General features: G+C 41.0%; 16 protein-coding genes and 1 pseudogene. 9 read left to right on the top strand and 8 right to left on the bottom strand.

Annotated elements, in window-relative coordinates; translation table 11 throughout:
* Positions 1 to 61 precede the first annotated feature (61 nt).
* Positions 62 to 2200, top strand: coding sequence for an alpha-galactosidase (locus tag Q4567_RS05990; protein WP_216046969.1), 2139 nt, complete (start codon positions 62 to 64; stop codon positions 2198 to 2200).
* Positions 2201 to 2307: 107 nt separating this feature from the next.
* Positions 2308 to 2994 carry a FadR/GntR family transcriptional regulator gene (locus tag Q4567_RS05985; RefSeq protein ID WP_216046968.1) on the top strand — a complete coding sequence of 229 codons (687 nt, stop codon included), beginning with the start codon at positions 2308 to 2310 and terminating at the stop codon, positions 2992 to 2994.
* Positions 2995 to 3015: 21 nt separating this feature from the next.
* On the opposite strand, the gene Q4567_RS05980 is transcribed toward Q4567_RS05985, so the two are convergent.
* Entirely contained in the window at positions 3016 to 4929 is a 1914-nt protein-coding gene (locus Q4567_RS05980; protein ID WP_303499815.1) for an FdhF/YdeP family oxidoreductase, read from the bottom strand.
* Between Q4567_RS05980 and Q4567_RS05975 the strand changes: the two genes are divergently transcribed.
* On the top strand, positions 4902 to 5225 hold the full coding sequence (locus Q4567_RS05975; RefSeq protein WP_303499716.1) for a hypothetical protein: 324 nt from the start codon (positions 4902 to 4904) through the stop codon (positions 5223 to 5225). The genes Q4567_RS05980 and Q4567_RS05975 overlap by 28 nt on opposite strands.
* Here Q4567_RS05975 and Q4567_RS05970 read toward each other — a convergent pair.
* The 3 genes from Q4567_RS05970 to Q4567_RS05960 all read right to left on the bottom strand — a co-directional run bounded on the left by Q4567_RS05970 (position 5199) and on the right by Q4567_RS05960 (position 7798).
* On the bottom strand, positions 5199 to 5426 hold the full coding sequence (locus Q4567_RS05970) for a formate dehydrogenase accessory sulfurtransferase FdhD (RefSeq protein ID WP_216047042.1): 228 nt from the start codon (positions 5424 to 5426) through the stop codon (positions 5199 to 5201). The genes Q4567_RS05975 and Q4567_RS05970 overlap by 27 nt on opposite strands.
* A 183-nt stretch (positions 5427 to 5609) precedes the next feature.
* Positions 5610 to 6755 carry a galactokinase gene (galK, locus tag Q4567_RS05965; protein ID WP_216046967.1) on the bottom strand — a complete coding sequence of 382 codons (1146 nt, stop codon included), beginning with the start codon at positions 6753 to 6755 and terminating at the stop codon, positions 5610 to 5612.
* A 2-nt stretch (positions 6756 to 6757) separates the two neighbouring features.
* A complete protein-coding gene (locus Q4567_RS05960) occupies positions 6758 to 7798 on the bottom strand; it encodes a UDP-glucose--hexose-1-phosphate uridylyltransferase (RefSeq protein WP_216046966.1) in 1041 nt (346 codons plus the stop codon).
* 146 nt (positions 7799 to 7944) lie between these two features.
* On the opposite strand from Q4567_RS05960, the gene Q4567_RS05955 reads away from it, so the two are divergent.
* Positions 7945 to 9018: a LacI family DNA-binding transcriptional regulator gene (locus Q4567_RS05955; protein ID WP_216046965.1), complete on the top strand. Its 1074-nt coding sequence runs from the start codon at positions 7945 to 7947 to the stop codon at positions 9016 to 9018.
* A complete protein-coding gene (galE, locus tag Q4567_RS05950) occupies positions 9015 to 10040 on the top strand; it encodes a UDP-glucose 4-epimerase GalE (RefSeq protein ID WP_216046964.1) in 1026 nt (341 codons plus the stop codon). The genes Q4567_RS05955 and galE overlap by 4 nt, the downstream gene beginning before the upstream one ends.
* A 111-nt stretch (positions 10041 to 10151) precedes the next feature.
* Here the strand turns inward: galE and Q4567_RS05945 are convergent.
* A pseudogene (locus Q4567_RS05945) lies at positions 10152 to 11945 on the bottom strand (Tn3 family transposase); the annotation flags it as partial.
* Positions 11897 to 12106 carry a hypothetical protein gene (locus tag Q4567_RS05940; protein ID WP_252728816.1) on the bottom strand — a complete coding sequence of 70 codons (210 nt, stop codon included), beginning with the start codon at positions 12104 to 12106 and terminating at the stop codon, positions 11897 to 11899. The gene Q4567_RS05940 and the pseudogene Q4567_RS05945, both read right to left, overlap by 49 nt.
* A gap of 78 nt (positions 12107 to 12184) precedes the next feature.
* Here Q4567_RS05940 and Q4567_RS05935 point away from each other — a divergent pair, with 78 nt between their 5' ends.
* Together Q4567_RS05935 and Q4567_RS05930 are read left to right on the top strand one after the other, a co-directional pair.
* Positions 12185 to 12487 carry an IS3 family transposase gene (locus Q4567_RS05935; RefSeq protein ID WP_008845171.1) on the top strand — a complete coding sequence of 101 codons (303 nt, stop codon included), beginning with the start codon at positions 12185 to 12187 and terminating at the stop codon, positions 12485 to 12487.
* 2 nt (positions 12488 to 12489) lie between these two features.
* On the top strand, positions 12490 to 13326 hold the full coding sequence (locus Q4567_RS05930) for an IS3 family transposase (RefSeq protein WP_303499712.1): 837 nt from the start codon (positions 12490 to 12492) through the stop codon (positions 13324 to 13326).
* A gap of 25 nt (positions 13327 to 13351) precedes the next feature.
* Here the strand turns inward: Q4567_RS05930 and Q4567_RS05925 are convergent, their stop codons facing one another.
* A complete protein-coding gene (locus Q4567_RS05925) occupies positions 13352 to 13477 on the bottom strand; it encodes a hypothetical protein (protein ID WP_289847924.1) in 126 nt (41 codons plus the stop codon).
* A gap of 106 nt (positions 13478 to 13583) precedes the next feature.
* A complete protein-coding gene (locus Q4567_RS05920; RefSeq protein WP_216049491.1) occupies positions 13584 to 14468 on the bottom strand; it encodes an IS982 family transposase in 885 nt (294 codons plus the stop codon).
* 368 nt (positions 14469 to 14836) lie between these two features.
* Between Q4567_RS05920 and glgC the strand changes: the two genes are divergently transcribed.
* Together glgC and Q4567_RS05910 are read left to right on the top strand one after the other, a co-directional pair.
* Positions 14837 to 16216: a glucose-1-phosphate adenylyltransferase gene (gene glgC, locus Q4567_RS05915; protein WP_303499710.1), complete on the top strand. Its 1380-nt coding sequence runs from the start codon at positions 14837 to 14839 to the stop codon at positions 16214 to 16216.
* A 66-nt stretch (positions 16217 to 16282) separates the two neighbouring features.
* The gene (locus Q4567_RS05910; RefSeq protein ID WP_303499709.1) at positions 16283 to 16630 is read left to right on the top strand and encodes a rhodanese-like domain-containing protein; all 348 of its coding nucleotides are present in this window, start codon (positions 16283 to 16285) and stop codon (positions 16628 to 16630) included.
* The last annotated feature ends 33 nt before the right edge of the window (positions 16631 to 16663 follow it).

The following is a 16663-nucleotide window of genomic DNA, read 5'->3' as shown; positions in this document are numbered from 1 at the left end:
GCATCTTGCTTTCATTTGTATGATAATATAAATAGGTATTTTTTATTTTTGAGACTTCACTATGCATCAGTTACCAAATTTTGTACGTTTATCAAGTAAAGCCACTAGCATTATTATTGATTGTCAGCGAAAAACCCCTGTTGTACTTTATTATGGTGAAAAAATACATTCAACTCAAAGTGAGCAGATGATTGCATTGTTGGCTACTCGTCAAGAACCGAAGTGTGGACTCGTGCAAGAGGTGCCATTAAGTTTATCGCCATGCTTGGGCAATGGATTTACCGGGTCACCGGGTATAGATGTTTTCAATAGTAGTAATGCTTGGTCGGTTGGCGCCCGACTCGTTTCAGTTGAGCAGCTGTCTGAACAAGAAGTACTTTTTATATCTGAAGATTCCATTCGTAAGATTCAAATTTCACATAGACTTGTGCTAGACCAAGATACTAATGTATTAACGGCATCAACAGCTGTTACGAACAATAGTGCAGTTCCTTTGCATATTAATTATTGTGCAGCGCCAACGTTTAATTTACCTGACCATATTGATAAGATTCTATCGTTTGAAGGGCGCTGGTCAATGGAGTTTCAACAAGCGTCGATAGATTTATTTTTAGGCGCGTTTGTTCGCGAAAATCGTAAAGGCAAAACATCGCACGACAATTTTCCCGGCGTTATCGTGCACGAAAAACATGCAAACGAATCTCAAGGTGACGCATATGCATTTCACCTAGGGTGGAGCGGTAATCATCGTACACGAGTAGAGTTGTTGCCTGAACAACGCACTTATGTACAAATGGGTGAACTACTTGGCAACAATGAAATAGTATTAGCAAAAGGGGCCTCTTATAATAGCCCCAATTTGTATGTAAGTTTCTCTGCAAATGGCTTTGGTGAGTTATCGCACAATTTTCATCAGTACGTTAGGCAACATCTGCTGCGCGCTAAAATTACCTCAACACCAAGACCCGTAATGTATAACACGTGGGAAGGCATCTACTTTGAACACAAAACCTCTACACTAATGGAACTGGCTTCTATTGTAGGTGAGCTAGGGACGGAACGTTTCGTGTTAGACGATGGTTGGTTTAAGCATCGCAGACATGATCGTGCAGGACTGGGCGATTGGTCGGTTGATGAAGGCATTTATCCCGACGGTTTGCAGCCCATTATAGATCATGTCGAATCATTAGGTATGGAATTTGGTATTTGGTTTGAACCAGAAATGGTCAACCCTGACAGTGACTTGTACAAGGCTCACCCAGATTGGGTGTTGAGCACTGAAGGTAATCCACAAATTGCATTTAGACACCAATTCGTATTGGACTTAACTCGACGTGAAGTGACTGACTACTTGTTTTCAAAAATCAACAAAGTACTTTGTGACTACCCATCAATTAAATACATAAAATGGGACATGAATCGTGATATTAATCATACTGGTGACCAATATGGTATTAGCGCTATTCACGAACAAACCAAAAACGTTTATAAATTAATAGAAAAAGTAAAATCACATCATCCTCATGTTGATATCGAAAGTTGTTCTTCAGGTGGAGCACGAATAGATTATGGTGTACTAGCGCACACAGATCGAGTTTGGACATCAGATTCTAACGACGCGCTAGAACGGCTAGATATACAACGAGGCTGCTCATTTTTCTTTCCAGCAGAAATAATGGGTTCGCATGTCGGACCTCGTGATTGCCATATAACAGGTCGACGAATTAGCATGGAAACACGCATTGCCGTAGCAATGTTCGGTAGTTTCGGAATGGAAATGGATCCTCGTGAGTTAACTGAAGCAGACAAAACACAACTGCGCGCCGGTATTGAATTATACAAGTCGCACCGAGAACTAATTCATTCTGGTAGATTATACCGTTCAAATAAGAACGGTAACTCCATTGATTTTGGCATTGTAGCGCAAGACCAATCGAGCGCTTTGTTTTCTTACAATAGTGTGATTGAGTCTCGCCGTTCTTTCCCTAAAAAATATCGGTTTGAAGGGCTGTCACCGGATGCGACATACAGGTTTAACCTTGTGTGGCCCCAAGCGTTGCAGGAGTATAGTCCATCATTATTAAGGACTATTGAATCGCAAAGCTTTACAGGTGAGTCACTCATGCAATTTGGCATGCAACTTCCTATTACGAATCCACAAACGAGCCTTATTTTTAAGTTGACGAAAGTACAAAGTTGAATTGAGGGAATATATATATAAATATAATGAATGTTTATTTACTATGGTGCGTATATTCATCATAATAAGGTAATTTATATGATAAATGCCTTGGATAAGAAGTTTAAATGACCAGCAATTTGACACAACAACTCACGCATACATTGGGAGAAGCAATAGTAGCCGGCGTTTACGGGGTTGGTTTGAGTATGCCTTCTGAAGCTGTCCTATGTGAACAATTTAATATAAGTCGCAGTGCAACCAGAGAAGCAGTGAAAATGCTATCTGCTAAGGGCTTGATTTCATCAAGACCGCGTCAAGGGATTAGAGTAAACCCAGAAAAGAAATGGAACCTTTTTGATACAGACGTGCTCGAGTGGATACTAAAAAGCAAGCCCTCGCTAAATTTACTAAGAGAATTCACGCAAGTTCGTTTTGCAATTGAACCTGTGGCGGCTAAATTAGCGGCAGAAAATGCAACACCAATACAAATCAAAAACATGGAACAAGCATTAATTCGTATTTCACAAACCGATGATATAATCGAAGATCAACTCGATGCCCACCTTAATTTTCTAAATACAATGTTATTGGCCAGCGGCAATCGATTCTTTATTCAATTAACACAGTTTGTAAATGCAGCGCTGCGCGTAAGTATTCGTTATGTTAATGACGTAAAGGGTGTTTCAAACACTGATGTAACGTTTCACAGCAAGGTGTTTGAGGCCATTAAAAACGGCGATGCCGACACGGCTCATCAGGCGGTGCACGATATTCTCACCGATGCCTTGAATGTAATAGAAGCGAGACTTTAACTTTATAAAGTAGCGCTTACGTTATTGGCGCTGCTTGAATATAGGGGGCTGCTGTGCACTAGGCCTTAAAAATACCGGAACCGACTTAGATGTGGGTGTGGCAGATTTATCTCCAACACTGTCTATGGCAATTAAGGCATTTGTTTCAGGATAATAAGCCGCTAAGTTGCCTCGCGGTATGTCATAAAAATGTAGCGTGAAGCCCTCTATTTTTCGTGTTATGCCGTCATCCCAAATTGATTCTATATCAACTGGTTGTCCTTCCTCGAGCGATAGCTTGTGTGCGTCTTGACTATTAATGAACACAACTTTGCGTGCATTCTTTACGCCACGATAACGGTCGTCCATGCCGTATATGGTAGTGTTATATTGGTCGTGTGAGCGCATGCTTTGCAAGGTAAACACTCGTTCTTTGTGTTTTACTACTGCACTTGTCACCAAACGAGGATATAAAAAGGTTGGTAAGGCTGTAGCACTAAAAGTTGCTTTGCCTGTTTTAGTTTGCCAGGTGAGTTGTGCTGCACTATTTGTTAAGTGAAAACCAAATGGGGTTTGAATTTTTTGATTGAAATTTTCAAAGCCATCGACGATATGCGAAATTAAGTCGCGAATTTTTGCATAATCATCTTTTAGCCCTAGCCAATCAGTATTATTTGCGCGTTTCTCTGTAAATAGATGATGGGCTATCTGTGCGATAATAGCCGTTACAGACAAACATAGTTTCGATGGGGGTTCGGTTGTACCACCAGAGGCGTGCACCATACTAAACGTATCTTCCACAGTCACCTTTTGTGAACCACCCAATTGTACGTATTCCTCAGTTCGCCCTATGCATGGCAGTATGAGACCATCATGAGCAACCATTAAGTGACTTCGGTTGAGTTTTGTACTTATTTGTACATTTAAGTCGGCATTTTGCATAGCCTGTGCTGTGTCGTGTGTATCGGGTGCAGCAGCGGCTAAATTACCGCCTAAACATATTAAGACTCTACTTCGCTTAGCGTATCGCGCTTTTATGGCTGCATGTACGTTATGACCATGTGACTTAGGCATAGGTAAGTCAAAATGGCTTTGAAGCCTATTAACAAAGCTCGCGCTAGGCTGTTCATTGATGCCCATTGTGCGATTCCCTTGCACATTGCTGTGCCCGCGCACCGGACTTAGGCCCGCTCCAGTTTTACCAATATGTCCAAGTAAGAGATGCAAATTACTTAATTCATGTATTGTTTCGACCGAGTGCTTATGCTGTGTTAAGCCCATCGCCCACGTGCTAATAACCGTTTTACTGGTAGCAAAAACAGCAGATGCTTGCTGGATTAAATCTTTACTAAGGCCGGTTTGTTCTATAATTGTTGACCAAGGCGTATCGCTCACGATGTTCCGATATGCACTCATATTAGTAGTAGGTTGCGCAATAAAATCTTTATTAATGTGCTCGGGGAAATCTTCAAATATCGCTTTAGCCATCCCGCGTATTAGTGCCATGTCAGTGCCAAGTTTCGGAGTTAGATATAAATGGCTAATACTGACGCTTTTACTGGTTAATAATTCTAAAGGTTTTTGAGGGCTTGCAAATTTTTCTAAGGCGACTTCTTTCAAATTATTAATCGATACAATTTTGCAGCCGGCTTTCGCTGCTTTCCTCAGCGCATTCATCATTCTGGGGTGGTTTGTACCAGGGTTTTGTCCGAATACAAAAATAGCTTCGGCGTGATTGAAATCTTTTAATACAACGGTACCCTTGGCTACGCCAATAGAGGAGCTTAGGGCACCTCCGCTTGCTTCATGACACATATTAGAACAGTCAGGAAAATTATTTGTGCCGTAAGTTTGGCCCATTAACTGATATAAATAGGACGCTTCGTTGCTGGCTCTGCCAGAAGTATAAAACTCTGCTTGATTTGGTGATGTTAGTTTATGTAGGTGCTGCGCTATTAGCTCAAAGGCATCTTCCCATTAAACCACTTCATAGTGGTCGCTATTTGCGTTATGGCGCATTGGCTGCGTTAGGCGTCCTTGGTATTCAAGCCAGTAATCACTCTGTTTTCATAAATCACTCACCGAATACTTTGCAAAAAAATCGCTGCCGACTTTTCGTTCTGACGATTCCCATGCAATTGCCTTTGCTTCGCTTACTTTGTAGTAATTGTTTAATTGTAGAGGTAACCGAATCCATACCGCCTGCTTTTTGTGGTTTATTGGCTTTAGTCATTGATTGGCTCGTTCGCTAACTGTTGTTGGGCGTTTTGGGGACGCGGGAAATATACATTAGGCAGATCTTGTTTTGGGATATGAACTAAAGTCATTTTGTAACTTTGTGCTAACTTTAGTGCCAGAGTGCTTGGCGAAGCAAAACTAGCCAAGATAGAAATACCGAGAGCGCGTGTTTTTTGAACGAGTTCTGCACTACAACGACTTGTTCTTCTGCAAATGAATGGTGTAAATCATTCGATTGATGGCAATCATGGGATTGTGAAATTGAATAATTCGATATCAGCGAGACCCTAAAAGAATATTTTGAACTTGGCACTAATCTGCTATTTCAAATAGCTATATCCTTTTAGGGTACGCCTTTAATTCTTCAATGCAATTGTTCGCACTAAAAAACTAAATTTTTACTCGAAGAAAGCACCGTCTGAAGCGGTACATACATATATATCGGCAGTGAGTCCAGTACTTGCTGAATATTGGTCTTTAATCGCGTCATTTACCTGATCAACCAGCTCGTCGGGCGTTAGCGCAATTACGCAGCCGCCAAATCCACCGCCTGTCATTCTCGCGCCACCGCGGCTCCTTAATACTTTCGCGACAATATCTACCAGTGTATCTAACTCAGGTGTAGTAATGTCAAAATCATTCTTCATTGACTCATGTGACTGAGCCATAAGCACACTCATGGTGCTCATGTCATTCTTGTTTAAGGCAGTGAGTGCTTTCATGGTTCGCGCATTTTCGGTAACAATATGTTTTGCGCGTTGATATATTAAGGGCTCTAAGTTGTCTCGTTCGCTTTCTAATTCTTCAATAGTAACGTCACGCAATGCGGGCTTGTTGAAGTGTTTTGCACCGGCTTCACACTGTTGTCTGCGGGTATTATATTCGCTGCCTACCAATGTTCGTTTTACATTGGAATTAATAATAACTAAGGAAACCCCTTTTGGAATATCAGCGTATTGAAATTCTAAGCTTCTGCAATCGAGTAACATTGCGGTGCCTTCTTTGCCCATAGCGGAAACGAGTTGATCCATAATGCCGCAGTTGCACCCAACAAATGTATTTTCGGCTTTTTGCGACATCAATGCGGCAGCAACGCCGTCTAGTTCAATATTATTGATTGTAGAAAACGTTTTTAAAATCACGTTCTCAAAACTTGCTGAGGAACTTAACCCTGTGCCTTGTGGCACATTACCACTTACCAAAATATCAGCGCCTTTTATATCAGGATAAGTGTCTAGTAAAATTTTGAGCGTTCCACGCACATAATTACTCCACATATTTTGCTGATTGAATTCGATGGCGTCTAGGCTAAATGAATCAGTTTCATTATCTATATCGAGAGCTAGTACATTGACCGTCCTATCGTTGCGTTTTTTTACCGCGATAGTTGTGCCAAAATTAATGGCTGCAGGCAAAACAAATCCGTCGTTATAATCGGTATGCTCACCTATTAAATTAACGCGACCGGGGGCATGAAAGGTGTGCTCAGGAGCACTTTTAAAATGCTCTTTGAAATGCTCGGTAATTGATTGGCTATTTAACATTACTAAGCCTCCTTATAATGAATGTCAGATGCGTCTCGAAGTCTTTGTGCTGCTTGTTCGGGGGTAAGATCACGCTGCGATTCGGCCATCATTTCATAACCCACCATAAATTTACGTACAGTAGAAGAACGCAACAGTGGCGGGAAGAAACTAGCATGAAGTAGCCATTCAGGATGTTCTTCTTTGTCATATGGCGCTCCATGCCAACCCATTGAGTAAGGGAAAGAACAATTAAATAAATTATCGTACTTAATCGTGATGCTTTTTAGCGCATGAGCGAGCGACTCTTCCTGCTTTGTGCTTAACTCAGTCATTCTTGTAACGGGGAATCGCGGTAATAACATCGTTTCAAAGGGCCAACCTGCCCAATAGGGCACTAGTACTACCCAATCGTCGTTTTTGACAACAATGCGTTCTTTTAAGGAAACTTCTTTTTCCACATAATCTAGCAATAGGTTTTTACCATGGGTAGCGAAGTAATCCGACAAATTGACTTGCTTTTTACTCACAAGCGACGGTAAGTGCTGTTGTGACCAAATTTGACCGTGAGGATGCGGATTAGAGCAGCCCATCATTGACCCTTTATTCTCGAACACTTGCACCCAATTGTATTTTTCACCTAACTCTGCGCACTGTTCTTTCCAGGTTTTAATAACCTGCGTAATTTCTCCAGTGCTTAACTGCGGTAACGTTTTGCTATGGTCGGGTGAAAAGCAAATGACGCGACTTTCGCCTTGTTCGGTCGTCATCCGAAATAAAGGGTCGTTTTGTTCAAATTGTGGCGTATCAGTTTTTAGTGCCGCAAAGTCATTTGTAAAGACAAAGGTATTTTCATATTTATCGTTTATTTCACCATTTATGCGCGTGTTGCCTGAACATAGAAAACAATCTTTATCGTATTGCGGACGTTCGTCTTCATCAACGGTTTCAACTTGACCTTGCCAAGGACGCTTAGCGCGATGAGGAGAGACCAAAATCCATTCATCTAACAGTGGATTAAAACGTCTATGTGGATGTTCAGTTGGATCAAAAATGGTGTTCATAAATTTCTCAATTAAACTTAAATGATTTCTAATGCCAAGAGGGTAATCGTTTACCCTTAAAAATGCAACGTAAAATTTACAATGTACAAAATAGTGATTTTGATGTATATTGTATGACAATAATTGAGGGTAAACGATTTCCTTAAATGACAACAATTAAAGATGTAGCCCGAATTGCTGGTGTGTCAGTTGCTTCAGTTTCTAGGGTAATAAACAACGGGCCAAAAGTTAGTCAGCAAACCCGAGATAAAGTCAGCAAAATTATGCGCGATCTTGGGTACACACCTAACGCGAATGCTAGGGCTTTGGTTAAACGAAAAAGTATGACTATTGGTGTAGTTATCCCCGAACTAACAGATCCTTTCTTTGCAAATTTAGCGCATAACGTTGATGTAATCGCACGTCAGAACAGTATGCAATTGTTGCTAAGTACAGCCTTGCAAAGCGCTGAGTCTGAGCAAGAGGCGATAAATCTTTTGGTAGAGCAACGTTGTCAAATAATAGTCTTGCATAGCAAGCAATTGTCAGACGACGCGCTAATTTCACTGTGTAACAAGATGCCACAACTAGTGCTAATTGATAGGTTCGTTGAACGTATAAAGCATAAGTGCATATGGCTCGATAATAGAGAAGGCGGAAAAATTGCTGCGCGCCATTTAATGTCTTTAAATCATCGCGCAATGGCGTGCGTTAGTAGTAAATACACTATTGAAGATCCACTTCTTAGGCTAACGGGATTCCAAGACGAATTAAACAAGTCGGGGATTATCTTAAACGACGAATTAATTCAATATGCCGAACCAAATCAACAAGGCGGGGAAAAGGCAACGCAGTATTTACTTGCATCTGGCAAACCATTTACTGCTATTTTTGCGTACAACGACGCAATGGCGATTGGGGTAATTACGGCACTAGAAGATAATGGTTTTCGGGTGCCTCACGACGTTTCAGTATTAGGGTTTGATGATGGACTAATAGCTCGTTATGCAAAACCGCGATTAACAACCCTGCATTACCCTATAGATGAAATGGCGCAGAAGGCTGCGCTGCTGGCTTTTAACTCTGCCAATGAGCCACAAAATAGCGGTGCTGAAACGTTTAAATACTTGCCGTATTTAGTAAAACGTGAATCTACTAGCTATGTAATAGAAAATAACGCAACACAAAGTAATCACGTGAACCAAAATATTAGTGTAAGTTTACAGGAAGCTGAAGAATGAAAGTACTCGTCACAGGCGGGGCCGGTTATATCGGTTCTCACACTACGCTGGCCTTATTAAAAAATAACTTTGACGTTGTTGTGTTGGATAACCTGACGAATTCAAATGTTGAGTCATTAAACCGAGTAAAGCAACTTACCGGAAAAAATATCGATTTTGTTCATGGCGAAATAAAAGACACAAAAATACTCGATGATATTTTTGAACAGCATAATATTCGAGCGCTTATTCATTTTGCAGCGTTAAAAGCGGTGGGTGAATCCAGCCAAATTCCCCTAGAATACTACCAAAACAATGTGTACGGAACGCTTAACTTATTGCAAGCGATGGCAAAGCATAGTGTGAATGATTTTATTTTTAGTTCTTCCGCTACTGTGTATGGAGAAGACAATAGTGTTCCCTACATCGAAACTATGCCATTAGGGAATCCTACAAGTCCATATGGTGCAAGCAAAGTAATGGTGGAACGCATCCTAGGTGATAATGCGATTGCCAATACCAATTTTAGAGGAGTATCGTTGCGTTATTTTAATCCAATAGGCGCACATCCTAGCGGTATAATTGGTGAAGACCCTAAGGGAATCCCCAATAATTTACTCCCATACCTTGCACAAGTGGCAGTGGGCAAACTAGCCAACTTGAACGTGTTTGGTAATGACTATGCAACGAAAGACGGTACCTGCGAAAGGGACTATTTGCATGTTATGGACTTAGCTGAGGGGCATGTTGCGGCGCTCCAATGGTTGCAAAAAAATCAGTCTTTTACGGGCCTTGAAACGTTTAATTTAGGCACTGGAAGCGCGGTTTCAGTACTTGAAATTATTAGTGCTTTTGAAAAAGTGACAAACACCGCTATTCCATATGTTATTGCAGATAGACGAGCAGGGGATTTACCCGCTTTCTGGGCAAATGCAGAAAAAGCAGCAAGCGTCCTGAATTGGCATGCAAAGCGAGACTTAGACATGATGATGGCCGATACGTGGCGTTGGCAATCAACTAATCCAAACGGTTATAGCTCATGAGCGCGGTAAAATGTTTTACCTTAACAAACGACTTTGGGGTTCTGGGGACATCCCCGCCTAATGTAACACTTATCGCTACAACCCACAGCTAACATGACATTCACAGGCCTCTTAATTTTCATTCTGCACTATTGATTGCATAATTTCATCTAAATCAAGTAAGTTTTGCTCAAAGCTAAAGCTGTAAGTTCCGTTCAAGTTTATATTATGCCATGCCACTGGTGAAACTTGCTTAATGATTTCCAATTTTTGGTCGTCACCCTCTGCCTTAAAGTGCTCTAGTAATCGGCTCAAGATCAGCGAATTAAAATAGATAATAGCGTTCGTTAAAAGCCTTGCACATTCGTTCCATAAGACGATTTCATCGTCTGACTTTCCTTGAAAACGATTTCCATTTACATGAGCAATAGCGCGACGTAATTGATGATAGGCTTCCCCGCGATTCAAAGCTCGTTGGACATAAGTTCTTAGGCTGGCGTCATCAATATAGTCTAATAAGTACGTGGCCTTGAGCATTCGGTTGTACTCAGTTAACGCTTTCAGTAAAGGGTGGTTTTGACTGTAGCCAGAAAGCTTTCTCACAAGCATTGCCTGCGTTATCGTCTTTTGCGGTAACGATATTATGATCCGTTGAATACTATCCCACTCATCGACAATTAACGTGGTATTGATAGGCTTTTTCAACGAGAGTGTCGCCTTGTTTTCTTCCCCCTCACTCACATCAAAAAGATCTGATATTACTGTTCCAAACTGGGCATAACGGGGTGCAAATGTGTACCCAAACAAGTCCAGCAAGGCAAAGTTCACATGATTAACACCATGTGTATCGGTGGATAATATGTCCGGCTTAATTTCAGAGGTATTGTTATGAAGCAGGTCTAAAATAAAGTGTGATTCATGTTCGTTGGCACCGATAATTTGTGCATTCAAGGCTACATGGTTGGCTATCAGGTTCATCGATGTCAGCCCTTTGTTGGTACCAAAATATTTGGATGAATAACGGGTTTTAAACGTCTCTAACCGTGATTCAAATTTCTGCCCATCGGCGCTGGCATGGATGAGTCCTTCTTGAATATTGTAATGTTTGAAGATGGATAATTTCGCAGTCGCATCGTTAATTGCATCATTACCGAGGTTTAGCGTTTCAGGTCGCAGATAATTTGCTTGTACTGTGCGAAGATGATCATATGAGCGATCGGAGATACTGGCCATGCCATGCAAGCCGTAATAAGTGCCATTGCCAATAATGGCTGCCAGCAAATCATTTAAATGGCCGGTCTGTCCAGACTGTAATTGACGGACGTGTTCGAAGTACTGTAAAAACCCTGTTTCCTGATGAACGAAGCGCAGTACATCGGTAATATTAATTGGTTTCATGCGCGCAAAAAAGGGATTGTTTAAAGCCGATTTCGTGCCTGAATACGGCAATCTCCACTGCGTTTTGCCCGAGCGATTGCGCAGTATTACATTTCGATTGTCACCATCATCAATACGCTGACAAACCCGTTGCAACTTTTCGTTCATCTTCTGCTCCATCGACCTAACAAACTTGGCAGGCTCTGTATTCATGCTGTCTAGCATAGAATCTTTAAGGAGTTTGTTTTTCTGTGCCCATGAGACATCGCAAACGAGATCATCGTGTAATGCTCGGAATTTGATGACTGTGTGTATAAATAGTTGGCCATCAAGTTTATTCTGAGCTAACAAATACAGCATGATCTCGTAACGCTCCAGAAGTATGTTGTTATCCTCATCAATCACATACAAGTGTTGGTTGACCTTAATTAGCCGCCGATCTGTAGACGCTAACTTACCAGCCTCTAAGAACTCATTTTTCATGCTATTTAGCTGTTCAGCTAACACCTTAGTATTATCGGCTCCCTCAAACGGCAGGTATTGGCCAACTGACCATATTCACCCTCGGTGCTTGCAGGTAAGGTTTGCAAGGTAAACACCTTTTGACCTTGTCGTGGGCCTATTGCGATGCGGTAGCTAACTGATGCGCCTTGTAACTGGAGTAAACTATCTTCGTCATCTATCGGTAAATTCAGATAACTGTTTTCCATATCACGCTGCACTTGTAATGGTCTAATTATTCAAAACACTTTGTTGGAGGTATGATATCAAAAACCAATGAGGTAAGAATGAAGAAGTACACAGCCGAATTTAAATTAGAATGTATTGAGTTGATCACTGTTCAAGGTTATCCAGTTAGGCAAGCTGCCGATGCAATGGAAGTTGGATATTCCACCTTACAAAAATGGGTACGACAGTATCGCGAAGAACAAGTAGGCATTACGCCTAAAGCGTCTGCCATCACTGATGAACAAAAACGAATTCAAGCGTTAGAGAAGCAAGTTAAACAATTAGAAAGTGATAATAACCTGTTAAAAAAAGCTTCGGCCTTCTTCGCAATAGAAATGAACAAAGGCGGCAAGTCGCGCTAGAGTTGAAGAAGGCAGGGTTTAATGTTCAGCATATTTGTCGATGTTTAAATGTACCCCGTAGCTCGTTTTATTTTCATGCTAAACCAAAGCGAATTAAGGCTGGCGATATTCACTTAGAGGCAGCGGTGAAGCATATTCACAATGAAATGGACGCCACTTACGGCAGCCGAAGAATGATGATAGAACTTAATCATCAGGGTTATAAAGTGGGTCGTTATAAAGTACGACGATTGATGCGCAAATTTAAATTGATAGCGAAACGGCCTCGGTTACATCGTTATCCCTATGCAGGAAAGGCGTCTATCATTGCCCCTAATTATTTAAATAGGCAGTTTAACCCTGAACAACTTAACACCCATTGGTCAGGTGACATCACGTATATCCGAACAGGCCAAGGATGGTTATATTTAGCAGTAATAGTAGATTTATGCTCGAGAAAGATTATTAGCTGGGCATTCTCAGATAAACCCAATACTGAGTTAACAACCCGCGCTATACGTTTAGCAGTTAATAAAAGAGAGCCTATGACAGGAGTCATATTCCACTCGGTTCAGGGGGCTCAATACACCAGTGATTCGTTCCAGAAGTGTTTGAGTGAATTTGGAATCCAGGCAAGCATGAGTCGAGCAGGAAATTGTCTAGATAACGCCGTTACGGAACGTTTCTTTAGAAGTTTAAAGTCTGAAAGAGTTAACTACCGAAGGTATCAAACTCGTCACCAGGCCCAAGCGGATATTATTGATTATATCGAACCATTTTATAACCAGAAACGACGACACCATAAACTGGAAAACATCTCACCAGTTGAATATGAGATGAAATTAATGAAAAGTGCCTAATAAAGTGTCCAAGAAGAGTTGACCATTACACCATAGCAGCAACCGCCGATGTTTTTAAGTCCTCATCTCCATCTTTATCTAACACCAACAACACATAACCTTCTTTTATCGCATTTATCACGCGCTCTTTACTTGGGCCTAATTCTTTCATGGTTTTCTCTCACAATAATAATAGTCTCACTATTAAAGCACCGAATGAATAGCTTTTGATTAAGTAGAATGGTGCATGTAAACGTTCTAGGTAACCCCAGAACGGTTTAAGCGATGACCATCGCATTCCTTTCAACGTCAGTTAAATTAAGGGATGGCTTATTTTCTTTGAGGCAATAAGCCACCAGTCCACCCATCAAGTTGAGCGTAAAACCATTGATACTGCGATGACGGGAGTGTTCAATGAAAGATATATTCTTTAATTGGTCGTTAATCGTCTCGATAATGAATCGCTTTGACAGCATTGCCCGATCCCATAATGACATCGCTTTTGCTTTCATGTTCTTGCGAACCGTTGTGATAAGCGTGACGCCTTTATCAAATAAATTGTCTCTCAGAGCATTGCTTAAGTAGCCTTTGTCGCCGTAAAGTTTATCTGTTAAACCTTTCGCTAGTTCTTCGACTGGCTTGGTATCATGCACGTTACCAGTGGTGACTTTAGCAGCAACAATTTCACCCTTATAGTTAACAATTAAATGCAACTTGAACCCATAAAACCAGCCCATCGTACCTTTACCTCTTTGTGCAACACCATCAAAGGTTTTATGCCTTGGTATACGAATGTTATGGCACACCTTTAACGTTGTAGAGTCAATGAATTCAATGCCTGTGGGTTTGCCTTTGAGTGAAGTGAAATAAGCGCCCATGGGCACAATGAGGCTAGGCATCACTTCCAAAAATCGTGTGTAGCTCAATAATTTAGGGAAGTCATTTTTATAAAAACACGAGATATAGCCTAGGTAATAATTCTTGAAATCACGGTGATGACTCATATGGAAACCAATGACGACTGTCATCATTTCGCTTATAGACATACGGCTATCTCTGCGCCTTTGGCGACCACCATCTTCTAATAACTGCTTTTGCCATTGCGGAATGAATACTTTGCAAAAATCATCGACATCACAGTACAACTCTACTAAATTCTTCATGCCTGTTCCTTGTGTTGATTGGTCTCTCTTGGTCGAAAGATCCGATCAGGGAACAGGCATTTAGTTCAATTTCTTAAACCGAGTTGGGGTTAGTTAAAAAACACAACCGTGATATGCCTGCCAGGTTTGACATGATTAAAACACAAATTAAAAAATCACTTAATTAAGCCTCACGAAGTTAAGTGTTTTTTACGCCTGTTAAATAGTAAATGGCCGTGGTTTATAGGGAACTTAAATTGTATAAAAAATTTCACATTTTTTGTTCTCATATTGACTAGGATCAATACTAATTTGATAAAAAACTGCTTTAATTATAACTAGGACAGGGTTTCGTCCTATTACATTAAAATGTGAGGTAAACCATGTCGATGACGCAGCAAGTAAATATAAATCAAGTGCTCGATGACACCTATGTTGTCCTCTTAGCGGGCGGCCAAGGCAGTCGATTACATGAGTTGACGCAATCAAGAGCCAAACCTGCGTTGGAATTCGGTTGTAACCATCGAATTATTGATTTTCCCCTTTCCAACTGTGCCAATTCGGGACTGAAAAAAATTGGGGTAGTGACTCAATATAAAGCACAAAGTCTGATACGTCATTTGGTGAATGGCTGGGCTAACTATCAACGGGGTTTTAACACTTTCTTAGAGATTATGCCCGCGTCACAGCAAATTAATGCCGACTGGTATACTGGTACTGCTAACGCACTTTATCAAAACTTAGAATTTTTGAAGTCTACCAAAGCAAAATTCATCTTGGTGTTATCAGGCGATCATATCTACAAAATGGATTATCGTACATTACTGACCGAGCATGTCCGTTCAAAGGCAGATATGACAGTGTCATGTATTGAAGTGTCAAAAAATGAAGCTGCAGGTCAATTTGGGGTGATGAACGTCGACAGCAAAGATAGAGTAACCTCATTCGAAGAAAAACCTAGTAATCCACCAAGTTTGCAAGACTCCCCTGGTAAGGTGCTAGCCTCCATGGGCAACTATGTATTTAATACTGATTTTCTTGTTCAACAGTTGGAAAAAGATGCTAAGGACCTTGCGTCAAATCACGATTTTGGTAAGGATATTATTCCCAATATTATTCAACAATTTCATATACAAGCATCTCGCTTTCATGCAAACGACGGTGACACAACCGCCTATTGGAAGGATGTTGGAACGATTGACGCTTATTGGCAAGCTAACATGGCGTTATTGGCGGCTAATCCTGCGGCAAAAGTGAATGATGTTAACTGGCCTATTTGGAGTAACCCTAGTTGTAATGCGCCTACGCAGATTATCAGTGACGAACTTGGACGTTCAGCTAGAATAAAAAATTCACTATTGGCAAATGGCACAACGCTTCAAGTTTGTAGCATAAGTGGCTCTTTGTTGTGCAGTAATGTAACTGTTGATGAAGGTGCGAATGTGATCGATGCGGTTATTTTACCAAATGTTAAAATAGGCAAAAACGCGGTGTTAACTCGTTGCATAATTGATAATGATTGCCATATTCCTGCGGGTCTGAAAATAGGCCTAAATATGCAAGAGGATAGAAAACGTGGCTTTCGTATAAGTGCAAAAGGTATTAGGCTAGTAAATCAGAGTATGATTGATAAATTAGCCTATGTGCAACAGCAGCCTAATCTTTATCAATCTAGTGAAAAAAGTGCAGCCGAAACTGATAGAGCGGCTAATATGTTGCCGCCTTTAGTTGAACGAGAAAAAGAAAATACTCACATCTCAACATTTTGAATAAAATTGTGAGACTTTTCGATGGTCATTTGGGACCATTGAATGGAGATTTTAATAGGAGGAGCCATGCTCAAAACTATCCCTACTTTATTGCAGGAAGCGCGACAGAATGTGCGCATGTTAACCGCTGAAGAAGCGAATGCGGAAAAAAAGCAAAATAATGGAATCATTATCGATGTGCGTGAACCCGCTGAATTCGAAGCTGGATCAGCCAGTGGGGCCATTAATGTTCCTAGGGGACTGCTAGAAGTAAAAATGTTAGAGCTTGAGAAAGACCCCCAACGTCCTATTTATTTGCATTGTGCGTCTTCGCTACGGGCTGCGCTTGGGGCTGAGCAGTTGGCAAGAGTCGGTTATGAAAATGTCAGTGTTATTACGTGTTCATTGGATGAAATTAAAAAAGTTTGTCGCTAACTAGGTTTTTTATCTACCTCAGCACACATTTTC

It is taken from the genome of Aliiglaciecola sp. 2_MG-2023, assembly GCF_030548145.1.
In the GTDB taxonomy this organism is placed as follows: domain Bacteria; phylum Pseudomonadota; class Gammaproteobacteria; order Enterobacterales; family Alteromonadaceae; genus Aliiglaciecola; species Aliiglaciecola lipolytica_A.
This window is presented reverse-complemented; position numbering and strand designations above follow the sequence as displayed.

Bases quoted from the DNA above. Each gene is read 5' to 3' on its own strand.
- Q4567_RS05990 (WP_216046969.1), top strand. From the start codon at position 62: ATGCATCAGTTACCAAATTTTGTACGTTTATCAAGTAAAGCCACTAGC.
- Q4567_RS05985 (WP_216046968.1), top strand. From the start codon at position 2,308: ATGACCAGCAATTTGACACAACAACTCACGCATACATTGGGAGAAGCA.
- Q4567_RS05975 (WP_303499716.1), top strand. From the start codon at position 4,902: ATGTTAGTTTATGTAGGTGCTGCGCTATTAGCTCAAAGGCATCTTCCC.
- galK (WP_216046967.1), bottom strand. From the start codon at position 6,755: ATGTTAAATAGCCAATCAATTACCGAGCATTTCAAAGAGCATTTTAAA.
- Q4567_RS05960 (WP_216046966.1), bottom strand. From the start codon at position 7,798: ATGAACACCATTTTTGATCCAACTGAACATCCACATAGACGTTTTAAT.
- Q4567_RS05955 (WP_216046965.1), top strand. From the start codon at position 7,945: ATGACAACAATTAAAGATGTAGCCCGAATTGCTGGTGTGTCAGTTGCT.
- galE (WP_216046964.1), top strand. From the start codon at position 9,015: ATGAAAGTACTCGTCACAGGCGGGGCCGGTTATATCGGTTCTCACACT.
- Q4567_RS05940 (WP_252728816.1), bottom strand. From the start codon at position 12,106: ATGGAAAACAGTTATCTGAATTTACCGATAGATGACGAAGATAGTTTA.
- Q4567_RS05935 (WP_008845171.1), top strand. From the start codon at position 12,185: ATGAAGAAGTACACAGCCGAATTTAAATTAGAATGTATTGAGTTGATC.
- Q4567_RS05925 (WP_289847924.1), bottom strand. From the start codon at position 13,477: ATGAAAGAATTAGGCCCAAGTAAAGAGCGCGTGATAAATGCGATAAAA.
- Q4567_RS05920 (WP_216049491.1), bottom strand. From the start codon at position 14,468: ATGAAGAATTTAGTAGAGTTGTACTGTGATGTCGATGATTTTTGCAAA.
- glgC (WP_303499710.1), top strand. From the start codon at position 14,837: ATGACGCAGCAAGTAAATATAAATCAAGTGCTCGATGACACCTATGTT.
- Q4567_RS05910 (WP_303499709.1), top strand. From the start codon at position 16,283: ATGCTCAAAACTATCCCTACTTTATTGCAGGAAGCGCGACAGAATGTG.